At 61.1% G+C, this 13826-nt stretch carries 10 protein-coding genes; 7 read left to right on the top strand and 3 right to left on the bottom strand.

Annotated features, from left to right (window positions below):
- The first annotated feature begins 49 nt into the window (after positions 1–49).
- Entirely contained in the window at positions 50–1777 is a 1728-nt protein-coding gene (locus ACA075_RS20525) for a ShlB/FhaC/HecB family hemolysin secretion/activation protein (RefSeq protein ID WP_497294984.1), read from the top strand.
- 105 nt (positions 1778–1882) lie between these two features.
- Entirely contained in the window at positions 1883–6394 is a 4512-nt protein-coding gene (locus ACA075_RS20520; protein ID WP_497294982.1) for a hemagglutinin repeat-containing protein, read from the top strand.
- Positions 6395–6456: 62 nt separating this feature from the next.
- Here the strand turns inward: ACA075_RS20520 and ACA075_RS20515 are convergent, their stop codons facing one another.
- Positions 6457–7638 carry an acetyl-CoA C-acyltransferase family protein gene (locus tag ACA075_RS20515; RefSeq protein WP_497294980.1) on the bottom strand — a complete coding sequence of 394 codons (1182 nt, stop codon included), beginning with the start codon at positions 7636–7638 and terminating at the stop codon, positions 6457–6459.
- A complete protein-coding gene (locus ACA075_RS20510) occupies positions 7635–8417 on the bottom strand; it encodes an enoyl-CoA hydratase (RefSeq protein ID WP_497294978.1) in 783 nt (260 codons plus the stop codon). Before ACA075_RS20510 ends, ACA075_RS20515 begins: the two co-directional genes overlap by 4 nt.
- A gap of 217 nt (positions 8418–8634) precedes the next feature.
- Here ACA075_RS20510 and ACA075_RS20505 point away from each other — a divergent pair, with 217 nt between their 5' ends.
- Genes ACA075_RS20505 through ACA075_RS20495 form a run of 3 tightly spaced genes read left to right on the top strand, consistent with a single transcriptional unit; the run spans position 8635 to position 12077 of the window.
- Entirely contained in the window at positions 8635–9738 is a 1104-nt protein-coding gene (locus ACA075_RS20505) for a polyamine ABC transporter substrate-binding protein (RefSeq protein ID WP_094468227.1), read from the top strand.
- 30 nt (positions 9739–9768) lie between these two features.
- Positions 9769–11187 (top strand): aminotransferase, encoded by a 1419-nt coding sequence (locus ACA075_RS20500; RefSeq protein WP_497294976.1) that lies wholly within the window; start codon positions 9769–9771, stop codon positions 11185–11187.
- Positions 11184–12077 (top strand): helix-turn-helix transcriptional regulator, encoded by an 894-nt coding sequence (locus ACA075_RS20495; RefSeq protein ID WP_497294974.1) that lies wholly within the window; start codon positions 11184–11186, stop codon positions 12075–12077. Before ACA075_RS20500 ends, ACA075_RS20495 begins: the two co-directional genes overlap by 4 nt.
- Here ACA075_RS20495 and ACA075_RS20490 read toward each other — a convergent pair.
- Positions 12027–12380 carry a hypothetical protein gene (locus tag ACA075_RS20490; RefSeq protein ID WP_497294972.1) on the bottom strand — a complete coding sequence of 118 codons (354 nt, stop codon included), beginning with the start codon at positions 12378–12380 and terminating at the stop codon, positions 12027–12029. The genes ACA075_RS20495 and ACA075_RS20490 overlap by 51 nt on opposite strands.
- Before the next feature lie 101 nt (positions 12381–12481).
- On the opposite strand from ACA075_RS20490, the gene ACA075_RS20485 reads away from it, so the two are divergent.
- Positions 12482–13042: a hypothetical protein gene (locus tag ACA075_RS20485; protein ID WP_497294970.1), complete on the top strand. Its 561-nt coding sequence runs from the start codon at positions 12482–12484 to the stop codon at positions 13040–13042.
- A gap of 413 nt (positions 13043–13455) precedes the next feature.
- Complete coding sequence (locus tag ACA075_RS20480; protein WP_497294968.1) at positions 13456–13818, top strand: DUF6124 family protein; 363 nt, start codon at positions 13456–13458, stop codon at positions 13816–13818.
- Positions 13819–13826: the final 8 nt, after the last annotated feature.

The raw sequence follows: 13826 nt of genomic DNA, 5'->3' as shown, positions 1-13826 counted from the left end.
CGCATTGATGGGATGGCATTAAGCCATTTGATGATGACAGGGATGTTGAGTGCCGTATTCGTTTCGCGTTGTGCCTCGTCGTAGTTCCTCGCCTTGCACGCTGTTGTTGGCTTCGTTGTTGAGCCTGAGTGCTTCTGCACTCCAGGCGGCAGAGCCTTCCGCCCCAGGCCAGGAAGTGCTGCGCCAGCAACAACAGCAACAGCGCGACCTGCAACAACTGCAACTGGACCAGCGCCGTCGGCAACTGGAGCGCGGCAGCTTTGGTTCTGCGCCGGTCGCGCCCGCCGTCCCCGCCAGTGTGCCCGCCGATGAACGCTGCTGGCCCCTAAGTGGCACGCGCGTCGGTGGCGTCACCCTGATCAGCAGCCAGACCCTCAACGAGCGGATCAAGCCGCAACTGTCGTCGTGCATGGGTGTCGGCCAGATCAACCATCTGCTGGCGACCATCACCGGCCTGTATGTGGACGCGGGGTACATCGCCAGTCGGCCCTACCTGCGCAGCGCTCCGGCCGCTGGGCAATCGCTGGATATCGTGGTCGATGAAGGTTACGTCGAGTCCATCGAACTGGCCGACCAGAGCCTGCCGGTGTCCCTTGGCGGCGCCTTCCCTGGAATGCTCGGCAAGCCGCTGTACCTGCGCGATCTTGAGCAAGGTCTGGATCAGTTGAACCGCTTGCGTTCGCTTGACCTGACGGCCGACATCACCCCCGGCACGCAGCCCGGCGCCTCGCGGATCATCCTGCGTTCGCGCACCAGCGGCCAGTCTCGATGGGCGTTGGGCCTGGGTGTCGACAACCTCGGCAGCGCCAGCACCGGGCGTGATCGCGACACCCTGAGCCTGAGCCTCGACAGTCCGCTGGAGCTCAATGACGCCCTCAACCTGAGCGTCAGCGACACCCTCAATCGCGGTGATCGCTACAGCCGCAACGCCAGCCTTTACTACGCCATTCCCTACGGTTACTGGACCTACAGCGTATTCGCCAGCCATGCCGAATACCGCGCACCGTTCAAACTCAGCACCCTGAAATTCCACAGCAGCGGCATCACCGACCAGTTCAGCGTGCGTGCGGACCGGGTGTTGTGGCGCGATCAAAGCCGTCAGCTCAGCGCCAACCTGCAACTGGCCCACAAAGACGTCGACAGTTATCTGGAGAACATTCGCCTCGGCATCCAGAGCCCGACCCTGACCGTGGCCGAAGCCGGTTTGAACCTGTTCTGGCTCAACAGCGCCGTGTGGAACCTGGATGTCAATTACGCCCAGGGCCTGCGCTGGTTCGGTGCCGATGATGATGCCCAGCGCCAGGTCAACAATCAGCCCAAGGCGCAGTTTCGCAAGTACCGCGCGGGCCTCAGCCAATGGCGCAACGGTCGGTTCGGTCAGCAGACGTGGCAGTGGCAAAGCCAGTTGAACGTGCAGTACAGCCCCGATCCGCTGCCGGCCATCGAACAACTGCTCGGCACCGACGATTCCGCCGTGCGCGGTTACCGGGTCAACAGTGCGTCCGGTGCCAGCGGCGCGATCTGGCGCAACACCTTGCGCCTGCCGCTGCGCAGCGATTGGCCGGTGCGCGTCACCCCGCGCCTGGGGCTGGACAACGGCTGGGTCAAGGCCGACCACGGCGCCGAGGGCCAACGCTTGAGCGGGGCCAGCGCCGGGGTCAACCTGAGCTGGAAAAACCTCCAAGTGGACGTCGATTACCAACGCAGCCTCAACACCCCCAGCGGTTTAAGGCATGAGCCAGAGACCTGGCTGATGCGCGTGGGGTTGCAGATATGACCACCGACTTACCCGACACACACTCAGCCGTCGGACCTGTGCGCGACAGCCTCGGCAATCATCCCAACGCGCAACGTGATGCCGCACTTTTATTGAGAGGTTCCTATGCCTGAACAAACATTTGCGTTCCATCTTTCCCCTCGGGGAAAACTGCGCTGGGCGATTGCCAGCCTGTTCCTGATTGCCCATCTGCCAAACGCCCTCGCGGGTGGCGTTGTAGTCGCGCCGGGCCCCGGCGGCACCGCGCAACTGCAAACCCAGGGCGGCGTGCCGATCGTCAACATCGTTGCGCCCAATGGCTCGGGCCTGTCGCATAACCAGTTCCTCGATTACAACGTCGATCGACAGGGCCTGGTGTTGAACAACGCCTTGCAGGCCGGGCAGTCCCAGCTCGCCGGGCAACTGGCCGCCAACCCGCAGCTCCAGGGCCAGGCCGCGAGCGTGATCCTCAACGAAGTGGTCAGCCGCAACGCGTCGGCCATCAACGGTGCCCAGGAAATCTTCGGCCGCGCCGCCGATTATGTGTTGGCCAACCCCAACGGCATCTCGGTGAACGGCGGCAGTTTCATCAACACACCGAACGCCAATCTGGTGGTCGGCCGTCCCGAATTGAACAATGGCAAGCTGCAAGCCCTGAGCACCCGTGAGGCCACCGGGACGTTGCAGATTCAGGGCGCGGGCCTGCAAAACCGTGAGGGCTCGATCAACCTGATCGCCCCGCGCATCGACAGCCAGGGCAGCCTCAACGCTCGGGATCAACTGAACCTCACCGTCGGCCGCAATCAGGTGGATTACGCCTCGGGCCAAGTGAAAACCGTGGACCCGGCCGGCAACACCACCGATCAACGCATCGACGCCAGCCTGTTTGGTGCCATGCAGGCCGGGCGCATCAACATCGTCAGCACCGCCGAAGGCGCGGGTGTGCGGGTCGGGCCGGTACAGGTCGCGGGTCGCGAGGGCGTGCAGATTCGCTCGGCAGGCGATTTGAGCATCAGCGGCCAAGCCGTTCCCGACAGCCTCGAAGTGGTCCGGGCAGGCGTTCGCAGCAGCCAGGGTGACGTCGGCTTGCACAGCGGCAAGGACCTGACCCTGGCCGCCGCTGACGTCAGCGGTCGCGACGTCAAACTCGACGCCGGACGCAACCTGACCCTGACCACCGTCGAAAGTCGCCGTCTCCAGGAGAAGCGCGAAAACTGGAACAACAGCACCATCGGCATCACCTGGGAAACCTACGACCGCACGCAGACCGACAGCGACTCACGCCAGCACGGCAGCCAGATTCTCGCCAGCCGAGATGCGAAATTGTCGTCCGCTGGCGACACCGAGCTGAAAGCGGCCAAGGTCGAAGCGGCGAACAATCTGAGCGTGCAAAGCGGCGGCGATTTACGCCTGAACGCCGCCACCGAAAGCCACACCCAGACCGATCAGGGCAACCACCGCAAACACTTGTGGAAAGCCGATTGGAACACCAGCAGTGAAGAGCAGCGCAGCATCACCAGCCACTTGAAGGGCGGCAACATCGCCCTGCAAACCGCCGCGTTGTTGCGTTCCGAAGGGGCTGAGTTGAGCAGCGCCGCTGACATCCACCTCGCGGGCAAACAGGTGGAAATCACCAGCGCCAGCCGCACTCAGCGCACCAGCGACAACCGTTACTCGGGCGATCTGGTGGGCGGTGGTTTCTTTGGCAAGACCGGCGACGCCGATCAAGGCAAGACCCAGAACCAGGGCAGCAAAATCAACGCGGCCGGCAAGCTGATCGTCAAGGCGGACGACGTGCGGATCAGCGGCAGCCAGGTGCGCGGCGGCACCGAATCCAGCGTCATCAGCGACAAGGGTTCGCTGGTGATCGATGGCGTGCAGGACACCTCTCACACCAACAGCCACGACAAGGACAGCAAGTTTTTCGGCATCACCAAGGACGAAACCCGGCAGAACGCCAAGGACAGCAGCACGGTGCGCAGCGAGCTGACGTCGGACAGCAACCTTACGCTCAAGAGCGCCAAGGACATTGAGGTGGCCGGCTCCACGGTCAAGGCCGGCGGCACCCTGAGCGCGCAAGCAGCGGGGGATGTGAAGGTGCATTCCGCGCAAGACACTCGCGACAGCAGCACGACCACCGAGACGCGCGGCTTCGATGCCTACGCCAGAGAAAACGGCCCGGACGCCGGGCAGTATCGTGCCGGTGTGCATTACGAAGACAAGCAGCAAACCGTGACCGGCGACGACATCAAGCAGCAGGGCTCAAGCCTCAGCGGCGGCACTGTGCAACTGGCGGCGGGTGGCGACTTGACGCTCAAAGGCGCCGAGGTCAACGCCACCCACGGCGATGCGACGCTGACCGGTAAAAACGTCTCGCTACTGGCCGAGCAGGACAGCCACAACACCTCGACCGATAAAACCAGCACCGGCGGTGGCTTCTACTACACCGGCGGTCTGGACCGCGCCGGCAGTGGCATCGATTTCGCGCACACCACCTCGCAAGACACCACGGGCAAAACCACTGCGCAAACCACCGGCGTGCAGAGCAGCGGCAATCTGAACATCAACACCGGCACACTCACCACCGAAGGCGCGCGTCTGGATGCCGGCAAAGGCCTGAATGTCGCTGCGGCAGAAGTCGACAACCGCGCCGCCAACAACACCGACAGCAGCACCCATAAAGACAGCAACTGGTCGGCGGACATCGGCGCCAACGTCGAGTACAAGGACATCGCCCGGCCGATCGCCGGAGCGGTCAAGGACGTACTGGCCGGCAAGGTGCCGGACAAGGATGCGCTGGCCAACCTCGGTCAACCCAACGTCGGCATCGACGTTGCGATCGGTCATCAGAACGCCAGCCACACCGAGCAAACCAGCACCGCCGTGGTCAGCCAGTTCAAGGGCGGCAACGTGGACGTGAAGGTGGCCGGGACGTTGCAGGACCAGGGCACTCAGTACCAGGCGAGCGCGGGCAAGGTCAACATCAACGCCGAGACCTTGGTGGCAACCGCCGCGAGTAACACCCACAGCAGCACCGATCAGGCGCTGGACGCCAAGGCTGACGTGCGGGTCTACACCAAGACCGGTGAGGACGTGAACGTCGCCGGCAACGGCGCGGGCGGCAGCAGCCAGACGCGCAAGGACACGTCCACCGCTGTAGTCGGCAGCTATGTCGGCAGCGAAGGGGTGACCATCAACCTGCGTGGCGATGGCCAGTTCGAAGGCAGCCATTTCGATGGCGGGCAGGGCGGTGTTGCGATCAAGACCGGCGGTGAACTGGCGCTGAATCAGGCCACTGACCGCCAGAGCAGCGACACCTCCAGCCTGCGCGGCAACGGCTCGTTGAGCGTCGGCACTGCGCCGGGCACCAACGGCACTAATGTCGATCTGGGTGCCGGTTTCCAGCTTGATCACACGGGCAAACAGACTCAGGACAGCCAGGCTCAGGTGGCGAGTATTCAGGGCAAAGGTCCGGTGCTGTTGAGCAGCGGTGGCGATCAGATTCTGCAAGGGACGAAGGTCGACACGCTCGGCGGCATTGACCTTAAGGCTGGCGGCAAACTCGATCTGCAAGCGGCAACCGATACCCACACCGCAACCGGGAGCAACCTCGGCGGCGGCCTCAAGGTGGGCGGCAGCAAAACCAGCACGGAGAAAAGTGCTGACCAGGGCGGCAACGTGAGCGGCAATTTCAACATCGGTCGGGTCAATGAAACGACCCGGACTTTGACCGGTGGCCAGCTCAACAGCCAGGGCAACATCGCCCTCAACGGTAACGCGATCCACCTGCAAGGCACCCAGGTCAACGCGCCGAGCGTCAGCCTCGATGCGCAGCGCGGCGGCATCCTCCAGGAGTCGGCCGAGTCCACACAGAACCGCACAAACTGGAACGTGGCACTGAATGCCGGCGGTAATCTGAGCAACAGCACGCCGGTCGTCGCGGATGAAAAGAACGTCGCCACGAGCGATCACGGCTTTAATGCCGGAGCCAAGGTCGGCGTGGATTACCAACAAGGCACGACCCAGCAGAACAGCCACATCAAGGCTGACAACGTGGTGCTGAACAGTGCGGGTGATACTCATCTAGCGGGTGTGCGGATTGAGGCGACGACCGTCAGCGGCAAGGTCGGCGGTGACCTGAACGTGGAAAGTCGCCAGGACAGCCAGACCCGCTTCAAGCTTGATGTTGACCTCGGCCTGACAGGCAAGAAGGCTGCACCGGCCGACAAAGACCAAGTCGCCGAGAGCACCGGGCTGGGCGGGACCGACTACAAGCCGACATTGAAACTGGAGGGCGGTTACGCGCATAAGGACAGCGTCGGCCAGGCTTCTGGTATCAGCGGCTCCGAAGGTGTGAACCTGAAAGTAGGCGGTGCAACGCAACTGACCGGTGCGCGGATATCGTCCACTGAAGGTCGCGTTGATTTGGGTGGTTCCAAGGTCAGCACGGCGACCGTGAGCAACCGTGATTACGGGGTCAATGCCGGTCTGGATTTGCCTGAAAAGGCAGAAGGTGAAGGCGGTAAACCGGTCGTTTCAACCCCAGGTGAGCACAGCGTCAAACTCGGTCCTGTCACCCTTGGGGGTCATTACGACAGCCAGTCGCTACAGGCCGGGATTGACGAAAAAAACATCTAAACGCAAGCCCCTGTGGGAGCGAGCAGGCTCGCTCCCACACTCAATCACTGTCGTTCTGACAATCAAACCCGCTCAAAAATCGCCGCAATCCCCTGCCCACCACCAATGCACATGGTCACCAGCGCATATCGCCCATTAATGCGCTGCAATTCGTGGATGGCTTTGGTCGCAATCATCGCCCCGGTCGCGCCCACCGGGTGACCGAGGGAAATACCCGAGCCGTTCGGGTTGACCTTGGCCGGGTCGAGTTCCAGTTCCTGGCTGACGGCACAGGCCTGTGCGGCGAAGGCGATGTTGGCTTCGATCACGTCCAGGTCAGCCACCGTCAGACCTGCGCGTTTGAGCGCCAGGCGCGTGGCGGGAATCGGGCCCAGGCCCATCAATTCCGGTTCAACGCCGGCGTGGGCATAGCTGACCAGACGGGCGAGCGGGCGCAGGTTGTTGACCTGAACCGCATTGCCGGTGGCCATGACCAGTGCGGCGGCACCGTCGTTCAGGCCCGAGGCATTGCCCGCCGTCACCGAACCATCCTTCTTGAACGCCGGCTTCATCTGCGCCAACTGTTCCAGGGAGGTGGAACGGGGGTGTTCGTCGATGCTGAACAGCGTCGTTTCCTTGCGACCCCGGATCTCGACTGCGGCGATCTGCTCACTGAAATAGCCATTGGCGATCGCGAACGCGGCGCGTTTTTGATCTTCCAGGGCCAGGGCGTCCTGCATGTCACGGGTGATGCCGTTGCGCGCGGCGACGTTCTCGGCGGTGATGCCCATGTGGATGCCATGGAACGGGTCGTGCAGGATGCCCAGCATGTAGTCGATGGCCTGGACGTTACCCATGCGCGCGCCCCAACGGGCGGACGGCATCAGGTACGGACCGCGGCTCATGGACTCGGCACCGGCGCCGATGGCAATCTCGGCGTCGCCCAGCAGCAAGGTCTGGGCTGCGCTGATGATGGCTTGCAGGCCGGAACCGCAGAGGCGATTGACGTTGTAGGCGGGGGTTTCCTTGGGGATGCCGGCGTTCATCGCGGCCACCCGGGAAATGTATGCGTCGCGGGTTTCGGTCGGGATCACGTTGCCCATCACCAGATGGCCGATCTGCGCCGGGTCTACGCCGGAGCGCTCCAGGGCAGCCTTGACGGCCGTGGTCGCCAGATCGGCCAGCGGAACCTCTTTGAGCGAGCCACCAAAGGTGCCGATGGCGGTGCGTGCGGCGCTGACAACAAATACGTCTGGGGTGTTCATGAAGGCTTTCCTGTGGATGGGTTCTTTTCAGTGCTGCGATTAACCAGTGCGTTCAATGCTGCCTGCGCTTCAGGGGTGGTCAGGCGCTTGATAAACAGCAAGTTCTCCTGGCGAATGGTGGCTTGCAGTTCCGGCATTGATGTCTGCTTGAGCAGTTGCCGGGTCTGACGCAGGGCTTCCCGGGGGAGTGCCAGCAGTCGACGAGCCATATGCTCGGCGGCCGCCAGGCACTGTGGTCCGTCGTCGAACAGTTCGTTGGCCAATCCACACGCGACGGCGGCGCCGCCGTCCAGGCTGTCGCCCCACAGCAGCAAACGCGCCGCCCGGGCATGACCGAGCAGGCGCGGCAGCAGCAGGCTTGCGCCGAACTCCGGGCACAGTCCCAGGTTAACGAACGGCATGCGCAACCGGGCATTGCGCGTGACCAGCACCTGATCGCAATGCAGCAGCAGGGTGGTGCCGATCCCGATGGCCGCTCCGCAGACCGCCGCGATCAACGGTTTTTGCAGGTGGATGACCACGCGCATCAGGCGAAACGCCGGGCTGTCCAGATCGGTCGGCGGATGCTGGAGAAAATCCGCCAGGTCGTTGCCACTGGTAAAGCACGTGTCGCCACCGGTGACAATGATCACGCCGATTTCAGCGTCTTCATCAGCGGCCAGCAACAGGTCGGCCAACTGCGTGTACATGCGGTTATTCAGCGCGTTGAGCTTGTCGGGGCGGTCAAAGGTGAGCGTCAGGACACCTTCGTTTCGTTCTTGTTTGATCAGGTCGCTCATGTACGTGCCCTGGGTGATCGCTATGAGCGGCACTCTAAGCGCGGGACCGGCACTGGATCTATGACAAAACCCGTCAACGAAACTGCTGCTTTTTGCCATGTATGGCCGTCGCAAGGCTCACACACCCATTCGGGGTATGGCGCAGTTGGCTGAATCGACCAATAGTGGCTTCATCCGCTCATCCAGATCGGAACTCGCTTGATAAGGTGAATTTGCTATGCGCAAGGCCTTCTTGGTGATGCTTGGTGCGTTGATTGTGCCGCTGTCGGCAGGCGTCCACGGCGCCGAAGTGGACGATAGCCATACGCTGCGGCTGTATAACTGGGCGGATTACATCGGCGAAAAAACCATTGCCGACTTTCAGAAAGCCACCGGCATCCGGGTGATCTACGACACCTTTGATGCCTATGAAACGGTTCAGGCCAAGTTGCTCACCGGCCACTCCGGTTATGACCTGGTGGTGTTGAACGCCTCCCTCGCGCCACCGCTGATCAAAGCCAAAGTATTCCAGCCGCTCGATAAAAAGTTGCTGCCGGGCTGGGCCAACCTGGACCCGAAAGTCCTGCAGGACTTGCAGGGGTTTGATGCCGGCACGCTGTACTCGGCGCCCTATACCTGGGGCAGCAATGGCATCACGTACAACGTCGACAAAATCAGGGAGCGCATGCCGGACGCGCCGATTGGCTCCTTGGCGATGATCTTCGACCCGAAAATCGTCTCGCGCTTCGCCGATTGCGGCGTGACCCTGGTCGATGCGCCCACTGAAGTCATTCCACTGGCCCTGAAGTACCTGGGGCGAGATCCGCGAAGCGCCGCGCCCGAGGACCTCAAGGCCGCCCAGGATCTGCTGCTGTCGGTCAGGCCGTACATCCGCAAGTTCGACTCGGTCAACTACCTGACCAGCCTGCCCAATGGCGATGTGTGCATGGCCATGACCTGGTCCGGCGACTACGCGACCGCCATGGCCCGCGCCGAAGAAGCCAAATTGAAAATCAAGCTGGCCTATTTCATTCCCAAGGAAGGTTCGCTGATCTGGTTCGATAACCTGTACATCCCCGCCGATGCGCCCCACGTGGCCAACGCCCACAAGTTCCTCGATTACTTGATGCAGCCACAAGTCATGGCCGACGTGACGGACTTTATTCACTACGCCAACAGCAACGCGGCGGCCACACCGTTAGTGCACGCCGATGTGCGCAACAACCCGGCGATTTATCCCGATGACGAAACCCGCCAGCGCCTGTTTCCGCAGAAAACCCAGGATGCGAAAGAAATGCGTGCCATGACCCGCGTCTGGAGCACGGTGAAGAGCGGGATTTGATCGTTTACCCCTTTGGTTTGAGGTTTTTGTATGGCTACTCCAACTCAGAAAGTGCTGTCGAGCGTCGATAACGCTCATTTGGTCAAAGCCGATAAAGCGCACTACATGCACGGCTATCACATGTTCGACGAACACGCCGAACAGGGCGCGCTGAATATCGTTGCCGGTGACGGCGCCTACATCTACGACACCCAGGGCAACCGTTTTCTCGATGCGGTCGGCGGCATGTGGTGCACGAACATTGGCTTGGGCCGGGAGGAAATGGCACTGGCGATTGCCGACCAGGTCCGTCAACTGGCGTACTCGAACCCGTTTTCCGACATGTCCAACAACGTCGCCATCCAGTTGTGCGAGAAACTCGCCAGCCTGGCCCCCGGCGACCTCGATCACGTGTTCCTGACCACCGGCGGCTCCACCGCCGTGGACACCGCTTACCGGTTGATTCAGTACTATCAGAACTGCCGTGGCAAACCGGAAAAGAAGCACGTCATTGCCCGTTTCAACGCGTATCACGGCTCCACCACCCTGACCATGTCGATCGGCAACAAGCCCGCCGACCGCGTGCCGGAATTCGATTACGCCAACGACAAGATTCACCACGTCTCCAACCCCAATCCTTACCGGGCGCCGGACGGCATGGACGAGGCGCAGTTTCTCGAGTTTCTGATCAAGGAGTTCGAAGACAAGATTCTGTCCATCGGCGCGGACAAGGTCGCGGGCTTTTTTGCCGAGCCGATCATGGGCTCCGGCGGCGTTATCATTCCGCCCAAGGGTTACCTGAAGCGCATGTGGGAAGTCTGCCAGCACTACGACATTCTGTTTGTCGCCGACGAGGTGGTGACGTCGTTCGGGCGCCTGGGCAAGTTCTTTGCCTCCCTGGATGTGTTCGATGTCCAGCCGGACATCATCACCACCGCCAAGGGACTGACATCGGCCTATCTGCCGTTGGGTGCGTGCATTTTTTCCGAGCGCATCTGGAAGGTGATCGCCGAGCCTGGCAAGGGCCGTTGCTTCACCCACGGTTTCACCTACAGCGGCCACCCGGTCTGCTGCACGGCGGCGTTGAAGAACATTGAAATCATTGAGCGGGAAAACCTGCTGGAACATGTCGACGTCGTCGGCGCGTATCTGGAACAGCGTCTGGCCACACTCAGCGACTTGCCGCTGGTGGGCGATGTGCGCTGCCAGAAATTCATGGCCTGCGTGGAATTCGTGGCCGATAAACGCACCAAGGCGTTGTTCGCCGACGAGATCAACATTGGCGAAATGATTCACTCCCGGGCGCAGGCCCGAGGGCTGCTGGTACGGCCAATCATGCACCTCAATGTCATGTCGCCGCCGCTGATCCTGTCGTGCGCCCAGGTGGATGAAATCGTCGAGACCCTGCGGGTGTGCATTCTTGAGGTGGCGGGCGAACTTGAGCAGAACGGCCTGTATTTCGGCCAATGAGGTCGGCGAATCTGCGGTTACCCGGGGCCGGTTCACCCGCTAGACTGCGGGGCATGAGCAAACCCAACGATGACACATTGATCGCCATGTCCTTCGGCGCCTTGCGTAAATGGCACGGCGACCTGGGCCAAGCCTTCGCCCATATCGATGAGCCCGATGCGCTGAGCTTCCTGGCGTCGGCCTTCGGGCATCTGGTGTCCATCGAATCGGTGATGATCAGCCTGGAACACAAGGACCGCCCGCCACAATTGTTGTATCAGCGCGGCATTCCGGAAAAATACCGGGAGTCGATCATCGACCGCTATTTTTCCGGGGGCTACCTGCTCGACCCGTTTTGCCTGGCGGTGGAGCAGGGGCTGGCCGAAGGGTTTTATCACCTGGAGGACATTGCCCCGGACAACTTCTTCGACAGCGAGTACTACAAGACTTATTACTTGAAGGCCGGGAGTTCGGAAGACAGTTTTTACATTGTCGATACCGGCCATGACACCCAGGTGTCGGTGAGCCTCTTTCAAGGCTTCGGCGGGGAAAGTCTGCGGCTTGAACAGCTGAATCTGCTGCGAGCGGTTGAGCCGCTGGTGCGCGAATTCATCAACGAGTTTGGACGCCGGGGCTTGCAGCTCAGCGCCGTCAACGAGGGTGTGCGTGATGATCTCAAGCAACGCGTGCAGTCCGCCTTCGAGCAGTTCGGCTGCGACTTGCTGACTGAGCGTGAGCGGGAAGTGGCGCACATGGTGCTGCGCGGGCACTCCGTGAAATCCACGGCCAGCCAGATGAGCATCTCGCCGGAGACGGTGCGCATGCACCGTAAGAATCTATACCTGAAGTTGGAAATCGGTTCACAGTCGGAGTTGTTTGCGCTGTTTATCGAGTGGCTGCGCAAACACTGATCCAACCGCCAGACCAGATCCCACAACTACCCGGGGAGCCAAGGCGCTATCCAGCACCCAAAGCATTTTCCGAAAGGCTTTGCGCTCGCGCGCGATCGCCGCGTCCCATTCATCCCCGAACGCCTTGCCCGAACGAACCAGTTTCATGACCGCAGCCGTTGCGGCGGTCAGTTCCAGGCGGGCCTGGCGCAGGTCTTCGTTGAATTTCTCAATCGTCATCCATGCACTCTGAAAGTAGTCGCAGGCGTTCGCATGGCCGGGAGTCAGGTTTTTTTCTGCCGATATTGAGGGTCGATTGGTCATAGGTCGTCGAGGTTCAACTAGAATTCTAGACTTCGGCAGGCAGGTTGCAGCCGCGCTCAAACAACAACAAAAAAATAGTGCAAAACAAGGGGCATTCAACCTTGAAAATTTCAGCCCTCTGCGCTACTGGGAGCCTGTTGGTTTCGACGGCGACGTCTGCTACCGGGATTATTCCTGTCCTCGACCTGGACTTCACACGACCGGCTGTCGAGACCCTGAAAAAAATCGGCATCAATGACGCATGTATTATCGCCGCCTCCAACCCTGCAGCGTTCACCTACTGCCGTGAAGGGTCATCAACGCTCTGGAAATATCAGGCGCTGGATCTGGAACAGCAGGCGTCGATCCTTAAAGGTGAGCGGCGACCCGCCACCGATTTCGGGCGAATCACCGTGGTGGAAGTTGACAGCGCCGCTTGCCTGGAAGATACCCCTGCGCCTTTGATCAAGCCGGCGATCACTCGCGGTTTAGCCTTTGGCGTGATCTTGCTGTTTTTGTTGATTGGCTTTCGATTCACCTACCGGGCGACCATGCGCCACCGCGATGACCAAGCAGTGCTGTCGGACGCCTCCTTGCAACGATTGACCGGATACTTGCCCGCAAAGGCGTTGGGAGCGTTTGGTATTGCCGCTGCCGTGGCCCTGGTTTACTGCTTCTGGTGACATCACCGGCAACAGCGTTCGTCCGGACAACTTGGTCAACTGTGGGAGTGAACCTGCTGCCTGTTTGGAGTGCATGTTTAAAGGCGTTTAAGGTTACTTCCTGAAAGCTACAGCGCCTTGCGCCATTGCCTACGACTACGCCAGAATCCGCCGGCTTGTGCGCTTTTGACCCCCTCGGTAACTTGGTCCCCGTCACTGATTCCCAGTGATCGGGTTTAGTAGCCCGAGGTTTGTAGAATGCGACAGGCGTCTGTCAGACAGGTATTTCCATGCCTGTATCTGATGGTGGCTGTGCGTAGGGCGCCCTCGGGCGCGCCGGCTTTCTCTACTTTCCCCGGTCTACTAACCTGCGTACAGCCGCCACCCTTCGTATTAGTAGCGAGGCGTGGCTGCCCAATCAGGAAAGTATAAATATGTGCAAAGTAACGCCAAACCCGCCAGACACCGATCCGGCATCCCCCTACGAATCACTCGATTCAAAGAAGCTCCACGAAGCCGCCGAACGCGCCCTCGACCATTACCTCAACCCCGCCGCTCTCAAAATCCCGGTCGTCCGAAAACCGAGCACCATGTTCATGATCGCACCGGACATCAAAGACGAAGACCTGCTGGCACACACCTGCGAATCACTGGCCTCGGCCAGCGTCATGACTGCCGATTTCGCGGCCTACCTGGAAGGACCGCATCGGCATACGGCGCTGGGGATCCAACAGATCATCATGCAAGCGGAACTGGCGGTGAACCGGATGATGGATAACGTCGAAGTGCCCAAGTAATACGCTGA

The sequence above is a fragment of the Pseudomonas sp. LBUM1663 genome (assembly GCF_059695905.1).
The sequence above is the reverse complement of the archived record's forward strand: the minus strand, read 5'-3'. Positions and strand labels throughout refer to the sequence as shown.

Bases quoted from the DNA above. Each gene is read 5' to 3' on its own strand.
- ACA075_RS20520 (WP_497294982.1), top strand. From the start codon at position 1,883: ATGCCTGAACAAACATTTGCGTTCCATCTTTCCCCTCGGGGAAAACTG.
- ACA075_RS20515 (WP_497294980.1), bottom strand. From the start codon at position 7,638: ATGAACACCCCAGACGTATTTGTTGTCAGCGCCGCACGCACCGCCATC.
- ACA075_RS20510 (WP_497294978.1), bottom strand. From the start codon at position 8,417: ATGAGCGACCTGATCAAACAAGAACGAAACGAAGGTGTCCTGACGCTC.
- ACA075_RS20505 (WP_094468227.1), top strand. From the start codon at position 8,635: ATGCGCAAGGCCTTCTTGGTGATGCTTGGTGCGTTGATTGTGCCGCTG.
- ACA075_RS20500 (WP_497294976.1), top strand. From the start codon at position 9,769: ATGGCTACTCCAACTCAGAAAGTGCTGTCGAGCGTCGATAACGCTCAT.
- ACA075_RS20495 (WP_497294974.1), top strand. From the start codon at position 11,184: ATGAGGTCGGCGAATCTGCGGTTACCCGGGGCCGGTTCACCCGCTAGA.
- ACA075_RS20490 (WP_497294972.1), bottom strand. From the start codon at position 12,380: ATGACCAATCGACCCTCAATATCGGCAGAAAAAAACCTGACTCCCGGC.
- ACA075_RS20480 (WP_497294968.1), top strand. From the start codon at position 13,456: ATGTGCAAAGTAACGCCAAACCCGCCAGACACCGATCCGGCATCCCCC.